Source organism: Thioalkalivibrio sp. ALgr3 (assembly GCF_000377325.1).
Lineage (GTDB): Bacteria > Pseudomonadota > Gammaproteobacteria > Ectothiorhodospirales > Ectothiorhodospiraceae > Thioalkalivibrio.
In genome coordinates this window covers 21,645-37,964 of sequence record NZ_KB897976.1, presented here as the reverse complement: position 1 = coordinate 37,964, position 16,320 = coordinate 21,645, and the positions used below count along the sequence as shown (strand labels likewise).

Annotated in this window: 16 protein-coding genes; 5 read left to right on the top strand and 11 right to left on the bottom strand. The window is 67.3% G+C overall.

Annotated elements, in window-relative coordinates; genetic code table 11:
* Positions 1-19 precede the first annotated feature (19 nt).
* Positions 20-1,360: an ethylbenzene dehydrogenase-related protein gene (locus tag C998_RS0100180; protein ID WP_018868814.1), complete on the top strand. Its 1,341-nt coding sequence runs from the start codon at positions 20-22 to the stop codon at positions 1,358-1,360.
* Between the two features lie 71 nt (positions 1,361-1,431).
* On the top strand, positions 1,432-1,749 hold the full coding sequence (locus tag C998_RS0100175; protein WP_018868813.1) for a hypothetical protein: 318 nt from the start codon (positions 1,432-1,434) through the stop codon (positions 1,747-1,749).
* Between the two features lie 92 nt (positions 1,750-1,841).
* Here C998_RS0100175 and C998_RS0100170 read toward each other — a convergent pair whose 3' ends face one another.
* Positions 1,842-2,981: an acyl-CoA desaturase gene (locus tag C998_RS0100170; protein WP_018868812.1), complete on the bottom strand. Its 1,140-nt coding sequence runs from the start codon at positions 2,979-2,981 to the stop codon at positions 1,842-1,844.
* Positions 2,982-3,106: 125 nt separating this feature from the next.
* On the bottom strand, positions 3,107-5,152 hold the full coding sequence (locus C998_RS0100165; protein WP_018868811.1) for a hypothetical protein: 2,046 nt from the start codon (positions 5,150-5,152) through the stop codon (positions 3,107-3,109).
* A 104-nt stretch (positions 5,153-5,256) separates the two neighbouring features.
* Here C998_RS0100165 and C998_RS0100160 point away from each other — a divergent pair, with 104 nt between their 5' ends.
* Positions 5,257-5,631, top strand: a complete 375-nt coding sequence (locus tag C998_RS0100160; protein WP_018868810.1) for a group 1 truncated hemoglobin — start codon at positions 5,257-5,259, stop codon at positions 5,629-5,631.
* A gap of 212 nt (positions 5,632-5,843) precedes the next feature.
* On the opposite strand, the gene C998_RS0100155 is transcribed toward C998_RS0100160, so the two are convergent.
* The 9 genes from C998_RS0100155 to C998_RS0100115 form a co-directional block, all read right to left on the bottom strand.
* Positions 5,844-6,968 (bottom strand): Fic family protein, encoded by a 1,125-nt coding sequence (locus C998_RS0100155; protein WP_018868809.1) that lies wholly within the window; start codon positions 6,966-6,968, stop codon positions 5,844-5,846.
* A gap of 259 nt (positions 6,969-7,227) precedes the next feature.
* Positions 7,228-7,701, bottom strand: a complete 474-nt coding sequence (locus C998_RS0100150) for a hydrogenase maturation protease (protein WP_018868808.1) — start codon at positions 7,699-7,701, stop codon at positions 7,228-7,230.
* 210 nt (positions 7,702-7,911) lie between these two features.
* Positions 7,912-8,121 (bottom strand): type II toxin-antitoxin system BrnA family antitoxin, encoded by a 210-nt coding sequence (gene brnA / locus C998_RS0100145; protein WP_018868807.1) that lies wholly within the window; start codon positions 8,119-8,121, stop codon positions 7,912-7,914.
* Positions 8,122-8,146: 25 nt separating this feature from the next.
* Positions 8,147-8,419: a BrnT family toxin gene (locus C998_RS0100140; RefSeq protein ID WP_018868806.1), complete on the bottom strand. Its 273-nt coding sequence runs from the start codon at positions 8,417-8,419 to the stop codon at positions 8,147-8,149.
* A gap of 78 nt (positions 8,420-8,497) precedes the next feature.
* Complete coding sequence (locus C998_RS0100135; RefSeq protein WP_018868805.1) at positions 8,498-9,796, bottom strand: Ni/Fe hydrogenase subunit alpha; 1,299 nt, start codon at positions 9,794-9,796, stop codon at positions 8,498-8,500.
* Positions 9,793-10,581: an oxidoreductase gene (locus C998_RS0100130; RefSeq protein ID WP_018868804.1), complete on the bottom strand. Its 789-nt coding sequence runs from the start codon at positions 10,579-10,581 to the stop codon at positions 9,793-9,795. The genes C998_RS0100135 and C998_RS0100130 overlap by 4 nt, the downstream gene beginning before the upstream one ends.
* The gene (locus tag C998_RS0100125; RefSeq protein WP_018868803.1) at positions 10,578-11,453 is read right to left on the bottom strand and encodes an FAD/NAD(P)-binding protein; all 876 of its coding nucleotides are present in this window, start codon (positions 11,451-11,453) and stop codon (positions 10,578-10,580) included. Before C998_RS0100125 ends, C998_RS0100130 begins: the two co-directional genes overlap by 4 nt.
* Positions 11,443-11,916, bottom strand: a complete 474-nt coding sequence (locus tag C998_RS0100120; protein WP_018868802.1) for a cyclic nucleotide-binding domain-containing protein — start codon at positions 11,914-11,916, stop codon at positions 11,443-11,445. The genes C998_RS0100125 and C998_RS0100120 overlap by 11 nt, the downstream gene beginning before the upstream one ends.
* Positions 11,913-13,025, bottom strand: a complete 1,113-nt coding sequence (locus C998_RS0100115; RefSeq protein WP_018868801.1) for a sulfite reductase subunit A — start codon at positions 13,023-13,025, stop codon at positions 11,913-11,915. Before C998_RS0100115 ends, C998_RS0100120 begins: the two co-directional genes overlap by 4 nt.
* A 157-nt stretch (positions 13,026-13,182) precedes the next feature.
* On the opposite strand from C998_RS0100115, the gene C998_RS0100110 reads away from it, so the two are divergent.
* Positions 13,183-14,190, top strand: a complete 1,008-nt coding sequence (locus tag C998_RS0100110) for a 2-hydroxyacid dehydrogenase (RefSeq protein WP_018868800.1) — start codon at positions 13,183-13,185, stop codon at positions 14,188-14,190.
* A gap of 99 nt (positions 14,191-14,289) precedes the next feature.
* The gene (locus C998_RS0100105; protein WP_018868799.1) at positions 14,290-16,299 is read left to right on the top strand and encodes a CocE/NonD family hydrolase; all 2,010 of its coding nucleotides are present in this window, start codon (positions 14,290-14,292) and stop codon (positions 16,297-16,299) included.
* The last annotated feature ends 21 nt before the right edge of the window (positions 16,300-16,320 follow it).

Here is a 16,320-nt window from a genome sequence, read left to right as displayed (position 1 = left end):
TTCGACAGGAGCGTACTCCATGAAGCGAACCCTGATTGCCGCGGCCGTCTCGTTGACCCCGATGGTGGCGACCGGCGAGCCGGTCAAGGTCGACCTCGACCGCAACGTCTACATCCCGGGGGAAGACCTGGACCACGCCACGCTGAACGTGGCGGCCACCTATGACGACGAGAAGGTCCGTATCCATTACGAATACGCCACCGACGACCCGAGCTGGTACCACCAGTACTGGGTCTACCAGGGGGATGGCGAGTGGGAGCGCTACGGCAGCGGCGCCGGCCCCGACGAGCACGGCCTCTACGAGGACCGCATCTCCATGCTGCTGGACGACGGCGGCGTCGACGGCTTCGACCGCTACGGTGGCTGGATGACCGCCCACGACGGTATGCGCGCGCTGACCTCCGAAGTCGACGGCGACAAGGTCGAGGCCCACCCGAAGCTGGGCGAAGAGATGGGCCGCAGCGACGTGCGCAAGTACCTGCCGCAGACCCGCACCACCGAAGACCCCACCGAGAAATCCTGGGACGCCATCCGCGACGACGACGAGCTGGCCGCGCTACAGGAAGAAGGCGTCTTCCTCGACCTGTGGCAGTGGCGCGCCCACCGCAGCCACCCCATGGGCGTCGCCGACAACGGCTACGTGCTCCACTACCGCCTCGGCTCCGAGGGGCGCGGCATGTACACCACCAACTGGGACGACGACGCCGGTCAGCCGGCCTACATGCTCGATCCCGAAACCACCGGCAAGCGTGCCCTCGACTGGGACCGGCTGGTGAACCGCGAGTATGACCAGGACGACCCCTACTTCATCTCCGAGGACAACGCGGTCGCCTTCGACCCCGACCACGACTGGCAGGAGGGGGACGTGATCCCGCAGCGATTCCTGCGCCAGCCGTCGGGCAGCCGGGGCGCCATCGCCGCCGAGGGCGGCTACGAGGACGGCGCCTGGCAGGTGCGCCTGACCCGCACGCTGGAGGCGCCGAACGCGCAGGACAGCAAGTCGCTGGAAGAGGGCGGGATCTACAACGTCGCCTTCGCCGTGCACACCGGCCAGGTCGGCGCCCGCTGGCACCAGGTCTCGCTGCCGCAGACCCTCGGCCTCGGCGTCGACGACGCGGACATCGTGGCCACCCGGGTCGACGACGTCACAGCCGCCAACGACGACCTCGCCTGGACCGAGCTGCCGGTGATGTACCCCGGTCAGGCGACCTGGCAGTGGCTGCACAGCGACCACCCGGGCGCCGAGGAGGTCCGCTCCGGCGAGGTGAGCATCCACGACGAGCACGTCGCCGACGAGCTGCGCGGGTTCATCATCGCGGAAGAGCTGCGCATGCTCGAAGCCGACGGGGCGCGCGACTGACCCGCCCGTGCCGCCGCACGCGTCTCCGGCGCGTGCGGCGGGCCCCCCGCAACCGACCTGGCAGCGTCCCCATGCAGATCCATATCGACACCCCCGACCTGATGACCCGCGTGCGGCTCGAATCGCGCTGGCGCGCGGCCGGTGCCGAAGTGACCGGCAGCGGCGAGCCCGCAGCCCCCGACCTGATCGTGATCGACCTGGGTGCACGGGACGTCGGGAGTGTGTCGACCTGGCGTGAACGCTGCCCGGATGCCGCCATCCTCGCCTTTGGCCCGCATGTGGAAGGGAGCATGCTCAAGGCCGCGCGTGAGGCCGGAGCCGACGAGGTGGTGGTGCGCGGCAAGGTCGCCGACCGCGTGGCGAAAAAGATCGCCGACGACACGGCCTAGCTCAGTCGGGCAGCGGGCGCATGCCCGAGGCCGACCGGGTCGTCCGCTTCAATGCACTCTCCGGGCCCCTGAACTCCCGGGAGGGCAGGGTGTCAGGCGGAAGCCGATGCCGTGCCTTGGCAGGCCGACAGCGCGCGCAGGCGGCGACGCTGCATCTTGAGGCGATACTCCAGCTCCTTGAATCGGGTGCGCAGTTCCGTGCGCAGCCAGCGGTCGTTCAGGGCCTCGCGTCCGGCCCGCATGTTGTCCGCCTGCACCTGCTGCCACTGGTTCACCGTATCGCGGAAGTGCTGGTATTCGCGTTCCACGGTCGCGCGCCAGGTGTCGTGCACCGGCCCGGCCGCATCGGAGTTCAGCAGGCGGCGGAATTCGGTGTGCAGCCGCGCGCGCAGGATCTTGAAGCGCGGCGTCCAGCGCCGGTCATGCACCAGCCCCGTCCAGGCCAGCAGGTTGATCAGCCACTTCGACGGGTCGTACTGCCACCAGCGCACCCCGTTGCGATAGTCCGCCTGAAAGGCATGGTGGAAGTTGTGATACCCCTCGCCCCAGGTCAGCAGGGCGACCAGGCCGTTGTCCACGGCGGTATTCTCGTCACTGTAGGGGCGCCATCCCCACCAGTGCGCCAGGGAGTTGATAAAGAACGTGAAATGGTGACTGAGCACCAGCCGCAGCACGCCCGCCAGCAGCAGCATGCCGATCACGTCCCCGAACACCAGCCCCAGCAGCAAGGGCAACCCCAGGTTCAGCCCCCACACCAGGGTCCAGTAATGGCGGTGCTGCCACATCACCACCGGATCCTTCGTCAGGTCCTTCGCGCGTGAATAATCGGCCCGGCTGGCGGGCCAGTTGCGCAGCATCCATCCCATGTGGGCGTGCCAGAAGCCGCGCCGGATGGAGTGCGGGTCACGGTCCACGTCATCCACGTAGCCATGATGCACGCGGTGCCGCGCGCTCCAGTTGTAGATGCTGTTCTGCAGTGCCAGCGCCCCGCAAAGCGCCAGAATCACGCGCAGCGGGCCGCGCGCCTTGAAGCTGCGATGCGCCCACAGCCGGTGATAGCCCACGGTAATCCCCAGGCCGCCGAGCACCATGAAGATCCCGAAAAAGGCCCAGGCCGCGCCACTGAAGCCCTGCGTCAGGCCCCACCAAGGGACCAGCGTGAGGGCGGCCAGATTGCTCGCCAGAAAGAAGATCGCGGTGGTCCGGGCAATCGGCGGGGTCGGTTCGGACATCGAAAGATACCTGCTGACGATCGGGGCAAGCGCCAATGCTTGCCCCTTCATGTTCGTTCAGACCACGTTGCGAGCAAAAAATGCCCGACGGGGCGTAAAACCTGCAGGGCCCAGGGGGCCGGCGGTCAGATCTGCCACTTGACCGGCGCTCGGGGGTCGGGCTCATAGGCGAAGTAGGTGCCGGTGCGTACGGTCCGCTCGAGGTGTTCGCCGAGCGCTGCATGGTGCTCGGCGATTCGATCGAGGGCGTAACGCAGTGACCGGGTTGCACTGGTTCGTGCCCGTTCCACGCCATCTCCCACCGTTCGGGCGCGGTCGCTCAGGCCCACGCCGCGGCGCAGCTCGTTGATCAGAAACTCGCGGTCGGCGCGGGCCAGTTCTGCCCGGTGAAGGTCGTTGTTGGCCTCGGCCTCTTCGATATCCGCTTCCGTTTCGGCGAGTCGTTGCCGATAGGCTTCGCGCGCCTTCGAGTCGAACACCTCCAGTCCCGCCTGGGCATCGATGTGCAGATCTTCCGCAGGGGGCTCGACCGGCAGTGCCCCGCGTTCGGCAGACACCAGGTCGAGGACGTGGAACTCGCGACCGGGTTCTGCCAGCAGGCGCTCCAGATAGCGCATGCCCTTGAGATCTTTGAGGCGCACGGTGGTGCCGGCGTACGTCACCGTTCGCATCTCCGCCTCCCGGCTGAAGATGCAGCGTTCGGGCTCGGGTTTTATCCCCGCAGGCTCCTCTGGCGCCCGTTCGCGTGCGAGTTCGGCCCAGGGAGTGGCGTTGAGGTCCCGGAATGCGCTACAGGCGGCCTCGAACTCCTGCTCGGCCGCCCGGCGGTCGTCTGCTGCGCGATAGGCTTCGGCCAGTTCGATGCGCAGGGTTGCTGCATCAAAGGGCATTCGCAGCGAGACCCATTCAGTGACGGCGCTACTCAACAGCCGGATGGCTTCTGCGGTTTGCCCGTCGTGGAGCGCCAGACGCCCCCGGGCCGCGACGGCTGCGTTGCGCAGTGTGTGGCTTTGATAGGCCTCCGCGGTGGCCTCCAGATCGGCTGCGGCGGCGCGCGCCACATCCGCACGCCCGGCGGCCAGTGCGATCACCACCTCGGCATCGCGCAAGGGGGCCCGCCGCAGGGCGCCGGTAGGCGGGCGCTCTTTCGAAGGGATGTCGAAAGGATGTTCGAGTGCGTTCTCGATCATCGAGAAGGCTTCCTCGATGCGCCCCTGGGCCAGCCGCAGCCACGCAAGCCCCGGCTGGGGAAGCCAGGCGTTCTGGTAGGCAGCCATGAACGCCTCTTCGGCCCCGGCGAAATCGCCCTTGCGCAGGCGCGCGTTGCCCAGTTCAGTGAGAGGCCAGCCGTACTCGCGGCGCATCCAGGGTCGCAGCTCTTCGCATGCGAGCAACGCCTCCTGTTCGGCCGCATCACAGGGCCCCCGCAGGCGCATGATCTCCGCCTGGTGGACCCGGCAACGCCCGCCAAGCCCCCCGAAGGCGGCGTCGTGCCGCCAGCGTTCCATGGCTTCGGTCCACTGTTCGGCACGGTCGTGTTGCCCGATCCACTGCATCGCACAGATGACCTCGCACCACATCTGTCCGGAGGTCAGGGGATCGAGATTGCCGGCGCTCAGCTCAACGGCCACATCGTCCAGCGCACTCAGCCCTTCGTCGACTGCGCCATCATGGATGCGGACTCTGGCGTGGGCTACCTGTCCGATGATTGCCGGGGCCTTCAGGCCGTGCCTGCGCCCCCCTTCCATCGCCTTTCGCGCCCAGTGCCCGGTCCCCGGCATGTCGCCGCACATCAGACGTTCGTAGGTTCTTACCGCAGCGATCCACGCCCGGACCGGGTTGTCCGGTGCATCCGCGACCAGGCGGTCTGCCCGAGACAGCCAGGCGCGCACGGGTGCCATCAGGCCCGAATCCATCATCAGATACATGCCCACGTTTACGGCGGCCCGGGCCGCCTCGCAGGGCTCATCATTCTCGAGATGAAGGCGGTACAGGTCGCCATACGCGGCCAGAGCCCCTTCCAGGTCTCCGTCTCCATATGCCGCCATGGCCCGGAGTTCCAGCAGCTCCGACGAAGGCGGGAGGGTGAGGTCGTCAATCAGCTCGCGCGCCCGGGCAAAGTCACCGGCGTCGAGGGCCGCGCGTACCTGTATCAGATCTGGATCCGCCATCTCTCACTTCTCCTTGTCCGTCTCGTGACAGGAAATGTCACGCCTTCCGTGTGGATGCTCGATGCATCTGTTCCGTTTTAACCAGAGCATAGGGAGTAGTTGTCATGTCCGAAACCGAAACGCTTTACGACCGGCTCGGTGGCCAGGCCGGAATCGACAAGCTCGTAAACCGCATTGTCGAGCTTCACCTTCAGAACCAGACGGTGGGGCCCCGATACTGGGCGCTCGACGACGATCAGGTGGACCATGCACGGGAAAAGGTCAAGGAGTTCCTCGCGGCCGGATCGGGCGGACCGGTGGAGTACACCGGGCGATCCATGCTGGAGACACATACCGGCATGAACGTCAGCGTGGACGAATTCGTGGCGGTACTCGACGACATCGTGCAGGCCATGCAGGAGATGGATTATCCGCGTCCGGTCTGCGACGAAGTTCTCGGTATTTCCTATTCCCTGAAGGAGGAGATCGTCCACAAATAGGCCAGCCTCGGGCTGCCCTTTTCGTCCGACGTAAAAATGGAAACGGGGCCGGGTCTCTCGTCGTATCCGGCCCCTTTCTTCTCACGGACCCGGATAGACCTCGCGAATGAACTCCCCCGGGTCGGAGAGTGCGGCCCACTTCTGTCGCCACGGAAAAATGCGTGTCTGCCGTCCGAGCGCATCCAGCACAGGCCTTTGAATGCAGAAAGGAGTCAAACGCGGACGAGCCGCATCAGGGACTCGAAGCGATAGACGGCCGAACGGCGGCCAGCAGCCTCGCGCACCGGCTGCAGAAGGCCTTCTTCAAGAAGCACACGGGTAAAGCGCGCGGCTGTTTGTCGGGGAATTCCCGCGGACTGTGTGAAGTGGCTGTTGCGAAAGACCGGCCAGGTGAACAGGTAGTCGAGTGCAAGGACGGAATACCGGGAGCCGAGAACATCGGCAAAACGGACTTTCATTTCCTCGTAGTGATCGCGAATGGAGCGGGCCACGTCCGTGTTCCTCCGGGCCTGTTCACGCACGGCGTCCAGAAAGAAGCAGCACCATTCCTCCCAGTGGCCGCTGGCCGATACCTCGCGTAACCGGGCAACATACTCGTCCTTTTGCTCTTCGAAGTAGCGACTCACATAGAAATGTGGCGCGGATATGGCTCCTCCGTGCCACAACATCAGCGTGATCAGCATCCGTCCCACGCGGCCGTTGCCGTCCTTGAACGGGTGCAGGGCCTCGAACTCCGCGTGCGCCAGCGCGGTGCGGAGCAACAGCGGTACATCGTCGCTGGCTATGAACGCGAACAGCGTCTGCACGCCGCTGACCAGCTGTTCGGGTGTCGCGGGAACGAAACGGGCCTCCCGGCTGCCGCGTTCACCGACGTAATTCTGCTTCGTCTTGTACTGGCCGGGTGATTTCTCCGCCCCCCGCCCGAACGAGAGAAGCTGCTGGTGGATGCTGCGAATCAGGCCCTCGGAGAGCGGGTAGCCGTCTTCGAGCTGTGCCTGGGCCGTATTGAGGGCCCGTCGGTACAGGGCCGTTTCGACAACGTCGGATCGGTACAGTCCGGTGGCCCCGGTCTCGTTTCCGTCCTGCTCCGCTTCCAGCTCCAGAATCTCGTCGAGCGTGCTGATGGTGCCTTCCATGCGCGAGGAGATCACGGCCTCCTGGCTGCGTAGCGGGGCCAGGAAGATTTCGCTGTTATGGATGTTCTGCAGGGTCTGGTCGTAGCGCGCCAGCGCATCGGTTGCGGCCAGCAACGACGGCATGAGACGGCTGTAATCGAGCGGCCGCGGCGGGAAGTCACCCGTGTGGTAATGCACGGCGCGAGTACAGTCGATGTTCATGTCGCCCACGCTGATTTGTGATTAACTAATGACTGGATTTGAGCAACAAATGGCTTTGTCGTCAACAAGAAGACCCCAACAGAGTTTGCGTTCAATAATGGCCGGATTATTAATCTCAATGGGGCTTGCCGGCATTCCGTTACTGTCAAACTTGTTTGTTGTTCATTCGGCGAGGTCGGTGAGCGACAAGCGTGCCACGTTTCCTGATCGGCCCCGAATCCCGGACCAAGGCGGTCGTTTGCCGCTGGACCGAATCGATTCAGGGGGTGCCGCGAGATCCGGATACCGCCTCGGCGAGATCGCCCGTGATTCGGCTGACGACCCGGGCAAGGCTGTCGCGGATCTCGGGCGAGAGGCCGGCGCCATCTTCGAGGCGGGCGAGCTCGATGCCGTGGACGATGAGAGTGTCCGGGAGCTCGTCCAGGGAGCGGGCGAGCTCGACGGCCTCGGCGAGGCCGATGCCGTGGGAGGAGTAGCGGGCGCCGCGCGGCAGGGGCTCGCGGGCGTCCAGGCGGTGGAGGGTGCCGGGGGTGGCGCCGGTGACGATGGCATCGACGAGGACTACCGGATCGTGGCCCTGCCACAGCTCCATCAGTTCGGCGGGCTCGCCGTGGCTTTTCGCGGTGGCGAGACCCGGGGTATCGGCCAGTGCATCCACCACGGCGTGGCCGATGCCGTCGTCGCCGCGCCAGGGGTTGCCAATGCCGATCACCAGCGCCTCTTTGTCGGTCATTGGCATGTCGGGAGCGGCAGCGGATGCCTCTTGCGGGTGTTCAGGTGCTACAGGGGTGTTTCTTGCCGCCTTGAGAGTTTCTTCGCGGTGTTCGTCGCTCAGGTCCGATCGCCGCGCGTCTGCCTCGGAAGCCGCAGGCAGCCGTTTTCCCGGTGGGGTCTGTCCGGGGGGTCGTGCCACGGGGCGCTCCTGGTCGATACCTGGCGGTGGCTAACGGGGCGTGCTCTCGCTTTTCCGGGCGGCAGTGGTCGTTTCCAGCCGCTCCGCCAGCCAGATCTTGATGATGGATTGACGGGTGACGCCCAATCGGCTGGCTTCCCGGTCCAGGGACTCGATCATCCAGTCCGGGAAATCCACGTTTACCCGCCGCTGTTTGCGCAGCGGTCGTTGGGCCCCGGACAGATCCAGGGCATCGGTCATCTCTTCTCCGCTGTCAAAGCGCTCGTCAAATGTCTTCGCTTTCATACAGCGCTACCTCTTCTTTGCGCGACCTGCGTACCGAAATGATACGGACGCAGGCCTCTCGGTGAGTGACAACGGCGGTCCAGTGCCTCCTTTCAATGCGACCGATCACCAGAAAGCGGGGTTCGTCCTCCGGGCGGCCGGGGACCTCGAGCAGATCGGGGTCACGCCAGAGGGCCTGGGCGGTCACGAAGTCGATGCCATGTTTCTCCAGATTCGATCGACTCTTCCGTTCGTCGAACTCGAATGAATGCATGGTGTAGAAATTATACCTTTATTCTATCAAACGGGTCCTCACTTGCGCAGAGCCAAGGGTTCCGTTTTGTGCAGGGCTTCACCGGCGGTCGACGGTGAGGTCGAGGAAGTGGGTGGCGCAGGAGATGCAGGGGTCGTAGTTGCGGATGGCGACCTCGCAGTGGTGGCGCAGTTCGTCGTCCGGCAGGTGGAGGTGGGTCTGTACCAGTTCGCGCAGGTCGGCCTCGATGGTGGGCTGGTTGACCGAGGTGGGCGGGACGATTTTCGCATCGGTGATCAGGCCCGCGTCGTCGGTAGTGTAGCGGTGGTAGCAGATGCCGCGCGGGGCCTCGGTGGCGCCGAAGCCGGTACCGGCGCGCGGAGTGACCGGCAGCGCGGGTTCGGCCGGTGCGGCCCGGTAGCCGTCGACCAGGCGCAGGGCCTCCTCGAAGGCGAGCACGATCTCGATCATGCGCACCTGGATGCTGCGGAACGGGTTGCGGCAGGCGGCGCCCAGCCCGGCGCGCTCGGCCAGTTCGGCGGCGCGCGGGGTGAGGCGTTCGCGGTTCAGTGCGAAGCGCGCCAGCGGACCCATGAAGACCGGTTCGCCGCTGTCGGAGCGGTGGCTGTGCAGGGCGTTGGAGTGGGCGACGTGCTCCTCGGTGAAGACGTCGTCGTAGTCGCGGATGGCGGCGTCCAGGCCGCTGCCGGAACCGAGCCGGCCGTGGGTGATCGGGTATTCGTCCGGGTGCACCAGCGACACGAACTCGTAGTCGCGCTCCAGGTTCGGGTAGTCGAGGGTGGCGAGGAATTCGGCGACCTCGCAGGACGCCTCCAGGCCCCAGGCCAGATCCTCGCGCAGCCCGGCGACCTCGTCGGGCGTCGGCGTGCGGTAGAAGCCGCCGACCCGCAGGTTGACCGGGTGGATCTCGCGCCCGCCCAGCAGGCGCAGGATGGAGTTGCCGATCTTCTTGATGCGCAGGCCGTTGCGCACCATGTCCGGGTGGTCCTTCGCGGCGGTGACCGCGTCGGGATAGCCGAGGAAGTCCGGCAGGTGGAGCATGAACACGTGCAGCGCGTGGCTCTCGATCCATTCGCCGCAGTAGGCCAGCCGGCGCAGGTCCTGCAGCACGCCGTCCACGGTCACGCCGCAGACGTCCTCCATCGCCAGCGAGGCGCCCATCTGATAGGCGATCGGGCAGATGCCGCAGATGCGCGCGGTGATGTCCGGGGCCTCGCGGAAGTCGCGTCCGCGCAGGAAGCCCTCGAAGAAGCGCGGGGCCTCGAAGATCGACAGCTTCACCTCCTCCACGCGGTCGCCCTCGGTGCGCACGTACATCGCGCCCTCGCCCTCCACGCGCGCGAGGTAGTCGACTTCGATGGTGCGGGTCTCGCTCATGGTCCGTTTCCTGATTCTTCGCGCTCGCTCTCCTCGCGGAAGGCGTCGGCGCCGGCATTGAAGGTGCGGTAGAAGCGCACGCGGGTGGCGCGCTCCATGCCGAGGGCCTCCAGCTGCCCGGACAGGCCGGGCGCGTTGGGCGTCTCCTTGGGGCCGAAGCAGCCGTAGCAGCCGCGGTGGCAGCCGGGGCACAGCGCGCCGCAGCCGGCGTGGGTGACCGGACCCAGGCAAGGCGTGCCGTGGGCGACCATCACGCAGACCTGTCCCGCCCGCTTGCACTCCTCGCAGACGCTGGCGCTGGAGACCTGCGGGCGGCGGCCGTAGAGGAAGGCGCTGATGACCTCCAGCAGCTGGTACTTGTCGATCGGGCAGCCGCGCAGCTCGAAGTCCACCGGCACGTGCTGGCTGATCGCATCCGAGGTGGCCAGGGTCGAGATGTACTCCGGGTGGGCGTAGACCTGACGGGTGAACGCCTCGACATCGGCGAAGTTGCGCAGGGCCTGGATGCCGCCGGCGGTGGCGCAGGCACCGATGGTGACCAGGAACTTCGAGGCGCGGCGGATCTCGCGGATCTCTTCGGCCGCCTCCGGTGTGGTGATCGAGCCCTCCACCAGCGTCAGGTCCCAGGGCCCGTCGATGCGGGTGCGCGTGGCCTCGGGGAAATGGGCGATCCGGATCCGGTCGGTGACCGCCAGCAGCTCGTCCTCGCAGTCCAGCAGCGAGAGCTGACAGCCGTCGCAGGAGGCGAACTTGAACACCGCGAGGGTAGGCTTTTCCCGACTCATAGCTCGCGTATCCGGAAGGCCGGTTCCATTACCGGGTAGGGAAACACGGGGCCGTCGCGGCAGACGAACTGCGCCCCGATCTGGCAGTGCCCGCAGAAACCCAGCGCGCAGCGCATGTTGCGCTCCATGGAGACAAAGATGTCTTCCGGCTTGACACCGCGGCGCTCCAGCGACGACGCGGCGAAGCGCATCATCACCTCCGGGCCGCAGACCATCGCCAGCGTGTTGCGCCGGTCGAAGCCGCCGCGGTCGATCAGCTGGGTGACCACGCCGACATCGCCGCGCCACGCGGCCGTGCCGCGGTCCACGGTGATGCGCAGGTCGAGATCGTCGCGCGCGCCCCAGGCCTCCAGCTCGTCACGAAAGATCATGTCACCGGGCGAGCGCGCGCCGTAACAGATCACCACATGACCAAAGTCGTCGCGCCGTTCCAGCGCCGCATGGATCACCGGCCGCAGCGGGGCCAGGCCGATGCCGCCGGCGACCAGCACCAGATCGCGGCTATGGGCCTGCTCCACCGGCCAGGCGGTACCGAACGGCCCGCGCAGGCCGACCACCGCGCCGGGTCCCAGATCCTGCATCGTGCGGGTCACGCTGCCCACCGCGCGGGTGGTATGCACGATGCCTCCATCCGCGGTGATCGCGGACACCGAGATCGGCACCTCGCCCACGCCGAACAGGTAGAGCATGTTGAACTGCCCGGGCGCCGGCGGCGGCCCCGGTTCGACCCCCGGTTCGGGGTACAGCGTCCAGCTGAACACCTCGTTGCTGGCGACGTCCGGGCGCACCGAATGGATGCGCCAGGGCTGTGGCGCCATCGCCTGTTCCGGCAGGGCGCTGTCGGCGCGGGGCTGCAGGGTCTCAGGTGCCATCCCCGGGCCCTCCGTGACTGTAGATGTCCAGCGCCTGCAGCCGCGCGGCCTGCAGCCGCTGCACGATCAGTGCGGAGAAATGTTTCATCAGCATGTAGCCGAACGCCGGGTCGGCCTCCATATGTTCACGCAGCACGCCGGCATCGAAGTGCAGGGTTTGCAGATCGGTGATCGCCCGGGCGTCGTAACTGGCGCGATACGGCGGTAGCAGCCACGACCAGCCGAGGATGTCGCCGGGCCCCAGGGTCTGGAAGGTCACGCAGCCTTCGCGCAGCGGGCTCTCCAGCGCGACCTGGCCCTCGCGGATCAGCCAGAAGGTCTCCGTCGGCTCGTGGTCGCGCATCAGCCGCGTGTCCGCCGGGTAGCTGAGCTTCGCGGCGCAGGCCGCCAGCAGGCGCCGGTGTTCCGGCTCCATGTCGGCAAAGAACGGCTGGTCTTCGAGGATCGCCAGCAGCTCGTTCATGCCCGGCCCTCCGGGTCGCGGCGCACCGCCGTCACCTCCTCGGTGATGTCGATGCCCACCGGGCACCAGGTGATGCAGCGCCCGCAGCCGACACAGCCGGAGGTGTCGAACTGATCGTGCCAGGTCGCGAGCTTGTGGGTGATCCACTGGCGGTAGCGTGCGGCTACCGAGTCGCGGTGGGCGCCGCCGACCAGATGCGAGTGTTCCTGGTTGAAGCAGGAATCCCAGCGCCGCACGCGCTCGGTGCGCTGGCCCTCCAGATCGGGCACCTCCTCGACCTGCGAGCAGAAGCAGGTGGGGCAGACCAGGGTGCAGTTGGAGCAGGACAGGCAGCGCTCGGCCGTCTCCTCCCAGCGCGGGTGTTCGAAGGCCCGGTTCAGCACCTCGCGGGCGTCGCCGGGCATCTGCCGGCCCATCTTTTCCGGGGCCTCGGCCCATACGCGTTCGGCGGCGGCCTGCTCGGCGTCCGTGCCCGGGCGCGGCTCCAGCCGCTCGAGCATCGCGCGCCCGGCCTCGCTCCCGGCCTCGGCGACCAGGAAATGCTGCGTGGCATCGATTACCTCGGTCAGGGCCAGGTCGAAGCCCTCGCGGGCGCGCGGTCCGGTATCCATCGAGGCACAGAAGCAGGTGCCGCCGGGCTCCGCGCAGTGGGCCGCGACCATGAACACGTCCCGGCGCCGCGCCGCATAGCCGCGATCCTGCACCGCCTGTCCGAGGAATACCCGGTCCTGCACGCCGATCGCCGCCAGCTCGCAGGCACGCATGCCGATGAACGCGCGCGGCGGGGCGTCGGATTCGCCCGGCTCGGTGGTAAAGCTGCCGTCCGCCTGGCGGGTCAGCCGGAACAGGGTCTCCTGCGGGGGGAACAGGTACTTCTTCCAGGAATGCGGGCCGACCACGTAGCCGAACAGGGCGCCGTCTCCGCGCTCGCGCAGGCGGTAGTGGCCGGGGGCGTGTTCGTCGGTCCAGCCCGCCGGCAGGTCGTCGAGCCCATGCACCCGGTCGTAGACGATCGCGCCGTCGCGCCGTGTCGGACCCACCACCTCGTAGCCATCAGAGGCCAGCAGGCGGATCAGCGTATCCACGGCTTGGGGTGCGATCACTTCCACGGGCCACTCCCGTTCCCGATGGGACGCTTTCCATATTGCGCCAGAAGCCCCACCGGGCCAACCCCCGGCCGCCCCGACGCGCATCCGTGGCCCCGGTCGTGCGAAGCTGTAGGCCATCAGTCAGGGCCCGACCCGGGCCAGCCACCGGAGGAAATGGATGAAGGTCGCCGTATTCAGTGCCCAGCAACACGATCAGGAGCATCTGGTGCCGATGCTGCGCGAGGCCGGCATGGAGCCGGTACTGGACGAGCGCCGCCTGACACCGGAAACGGTGGGCGACGCGGCCGGTGCGGATGCGGTCTGCGCCTTCACCAACGACGACCTGTGTGCGGCCACCCTGGACGGGCTGCAACGTCACGGCATCCATGTGGTGACCCTGCGCTGCTCGGGCCACAACAACCTGGATGACGAACATGCACGCCGCATCGGCATGCGCGTGGCCCGGGTCCCGGCGTACTCGCCGAATGCCATCGCCGAGCATGCGGTGGCGCTGCTGATGACCCTGAACCGGCATACCCACTTCGCCTGGAAGCGCACCCGGCGCGGCGATTTCCGGCTGAACAACCTGGTCGGCTTCGACGTCGCGCAGCGCAACGTGGGGATCGTCGGCACCGGCAAGATCGGTGCGGCCTTTGCCCGGATCATGCTCGGCTTCGGGGCCCGCGTTCGCGCGATGGACCCGTACCCGGATCCGGAACTGCAGGCCGCCGGCGTCACCTACACCGACCTCGACGAACTGCTGGCGGCCTCCGATGTGGTCTGCCTGATGTGTCCGCTCACGCGCGACAACCACCACATGATCAATGCCGACACGCTGGCGCGCATGCCGCGCGGGGCCATCCTCATCAACACCGCGCGCGGGGCGCTGGTGGACACCGATGCGGTGGAGGCCGCGCTGGATTCCGGCCAGCTCGGGGCGGCGGGCCTGGATGTCTACGAAGACGAAGGCCCGGTGTTCTTCCGCGACTGGACCGGTACCCCGGGCGGTGTCCCCGATGCCCGGCTGGTGCGTCTGACCCGGCGCGACAACGTACTGATTACCGGCCACCAGGCGTTTCTCACCCACGAAGGATTGACCGGCATCGCCGAGACCACCGTGCACAACCTGCAGGTCCTGGCGCGTGACCCGGAAGGCCACGAGGAACTGCCCGGCCGACTGGTGTGACGAGGGTCTTCGGGGAGCCCGTTCGCGGCGCTTGATTTTCCCGGGCCGGACTCATATATGACTGGCATGCGCGTGCCATTCCGGCAGGGAGGACAGAAGATGAGCGAGGTCGACGGTGCAAGGGTCATCGAGAACACCTGGATCACCCTGAGCGACGGCTGCCATCTGGCCGCCCGCATCTGGCTGCCGGAGGACGCCGAGCACAACCCGGTGCCGGCGATCCTCGAGTACATCCCCTACCGCAAGAACGACCACAAGGCCCTGCGCGATGCGGAGGTGCACGGGTTCTTCGCCGCGCACGGCTACGCCGGGGTGCGCGTGGACCTGCGCGGCAGCGGCGACTCGGAGGGCGTGCTGCGCGACGAATACCTGCAGCAGGAACTCGACGATGGCCTCGAGGTGATCCGCTGGATCGCGCAGCAGCCGTGGTGTTCCGGCAGGGTCGGCCTGTTCGGGCTGTCCTGGGGCGGCTTCAACGGGCTGCAGCTGGCGGCCCTGCAGCCGCCGGAACTGGGGGCGGTGATCTCGGTTTGCTCGTCGGATGACCGCTATGCCGACGACGTGCACTACATGGGCGGCTGCCTGCTGACAGACAACCTCTCGTGGGCCTCGACCATGTTCGGTTTCAATTCCTGCCCGCCGGATCCGCAAGTGGTCGGCGAGGATCGCTGGCGCGACATGTGGCGCGAGCGGCTGGAGGGGTCCGGCCTGTGGATCCGCAACTGGCTGGAGCACCAGCGCCGCGACGACTACTGGAAGCACGCTTCGGTCTGCGAGGACTACAGCGCCATCCAGGTCCCGGTGATGGCGGTCAGCGGCTGGGCCGACGGCTACTCCAATGCGGTGTTCCGCCTGCTCGAGCACCTGCAGGTACCGCGCGCCGGGCTGGTGGGGCCCTGGGGCCACAAGTATCCGCACATGGGCGGGCCGGGGCCGACCATCGACTTCCTCGGTGAATGCGTGCGCTGGTGGGACCACTGGCTCAAGGGCATCGACCGCGGCGTGGACGCCGATCCGATGGCACGGCTGTGGCTGCACGACGCGCGCAGCCCGCTTGTCCCGGAGATCACCGGTGAATGGATCGCCGAGCAGCGCTGGCCCAGCCCCAACATCCACTACCACGAGTTCGGGCTGGCCCGGGGGCGCCTGGTTACTGGCGGCGAACGCACCGACGAAGCGGACACCCTGACCATCCGCAGCCCGCTGAGCGTCGGGCTGTTCGCCGGCAAATGGTGTTCCTACGCCGAGACCACCGACCTGCCTTCGGACCAGCGCCTGGAAGACGGCGGCGCACTGGTGTTCGAGACCGATCCGCTGGACGAAGACTTCGACCTGCTGGGCGATACCGAACTGGAACTGGAGATCGAGGCCGATCGTCCGGTGGCGCAGGTCGCCGCGCGCCTGTCCGACGTGGACCCGGAGGACCGGGCCACGCGCGTCACCTTCGGCATCCGCAACCTGACCCATCGCGAAGGCCACGCGGAGCCGCAGCCGCTGGAGCCCGGGCAGCGCTACCGCGTCCGCTTCCGTCTGAACGAGGTGGGCCAGCGGTTCCGCCGCGGCCATCGCATTCGCCTGTCGATCTCCAGCTCCTACTGGCCGCTGGCCTGGCCGGCACCGGAACCCGCACGTCTGACCCTGCATCTGGAAGGTTGCTGCCTGCATCTGCCGGAACGTCGGGTCGGCGCCGATGCCCCCGTCCCGCGGGATCTCGGCGAGCCGCGGCATGCCCCCACCCCGGGGCATACCCTGCTGGCCCCGGCCCATCGCGAATGGAAGATGGAACACAACCTGGCGACCAACGAGGTCGCCCTGAACGTGATCAACAACGACCCCGTACTGCAGCTGCATGTCAATGACCTGACCTTCGGCCGGGAGGTGCACGAGCGCTACAGCTACCGCAGCGAGTCCTACGACACCGTGCGCGGCGAGGTGGTGCAGACCCGGCATTTCCGGCGTGATGACTGGTCGGTGCGCACGGTGACCCGCACCGTGCTCACCTCTACCCCCGACACCTTCCGGATCCGCGCCACCCTGGACGCCTACGAGGGTGATGTACGCATCTACGCGCAAAGCTGGGACGAGAGCATCCCGCGCGACCTGGTGTAACCCGACAAATACCGGGAAACC

Bases quoted from the DNA above. Each gene is read 5' to 3' on its own strand.
- brnA (WP_018868807.1), bottom strand. From the start codon at position 8,121: ATGACCGATGCCCTGGATCTGTCCGGGGCCCAACGACCGCTGCGCAAA.
- C998_RS0100175 (WP_018868813.1), top strand. From the start codon at position 1,432: ATGCAGATCCATATCGACACCCCCGACCTGATGACCCGCGTGCGGCTC.
- C998_RS0100120 (WP_018868802.1), bottom strand. From the start codon at position 11,916: ATGAACGAGCTGCTGGCGATCCTCGAAGACCAGCCGTTCTTTGCCGAC.
- C998_RS0100165 (WP_018868811.1), bottom strand. From the start codon at position 5,152: ATGGCGGATCCAGATCTGATACAGGTACGCGCGGCCCTCGACGCCGGT.
- C998_RS0100105 (WP_018868799.1), top strand. From the start codon at position 14,290: ATGAGCGAGGTCGACGGTGCAAGGGTCATCGAGAACACCTGGATCACC.
- C998_RS0100180 (WP_018868814.1), top strand. From the start codon at position 20: ATGAAGCGAACCCTGATTGCCGCGGCCGTCTCGTTGACCCCGATGGTG.
- C998_RS0100110 (WP_018868800.1), top strand. From the start codon at position 13,183: ATGAAGGTCGCCGTATTCAGTGCCCAGCAACACGATCAGGAGCATCTG.
- C998_RS0100125 (WP_018868803.1), bottom strand. From the start codon at position 11,453: ATGGCACCTGAGACCCTGCAGCCCCGCGCCGACAGCGCCCTGCCGGAA.
- C998_RS0100155 (WP_018868809.1), bottom strand. From the start codon at position 6,968: ATGAACATCGACTGTACTCGCGCCGTGCATTACCACACGGGTGACTTC.
- C998_RS0100140 (WP_018868806.1), bottom strand. From the start codon at position 8,419: ATGCATTCATTCGAGTTCGACGAACGGAAGAGTCGATCGAATCTGGAG.
- C998_RS0100160 (WP_018868810.1), top strand. From the start codon at position 5,257: ATGTCCGAAACCGAAACGCTTTACGACCGGCTCGGTGGCCAGGCCGGA.
- C998_RS0100150 (WP_018868808.1), bottom strand. From the start codon at position 7,701: ATGACCGACAAAGAGGCGCTGGTGATCGGCATTGGCAACCCCTGGCGC.
- C998_RS0100130 (WP_018868804.1), bottom strand. From the start codon at position 10,581: ATGAGTCGGGAAAAGCCTACCCTCGCGGTGTTCAAGTTCGCCTCCTGC.
- C998_RS0100135 (WP_018868805.1), bottom strand. From the start codon at position 9,796: ATGAGCGAGACCCGCACCATCGAAGTCGACTACCTCGCGCGCGTGGAG.
- C998_RS0100170 (WP_018868812.1), bottom strand. From the start codon at position 2,981: ATGTCCGAACCGACCCCGCCGATTGCCCGGACCACCGCGATCTTCTTT.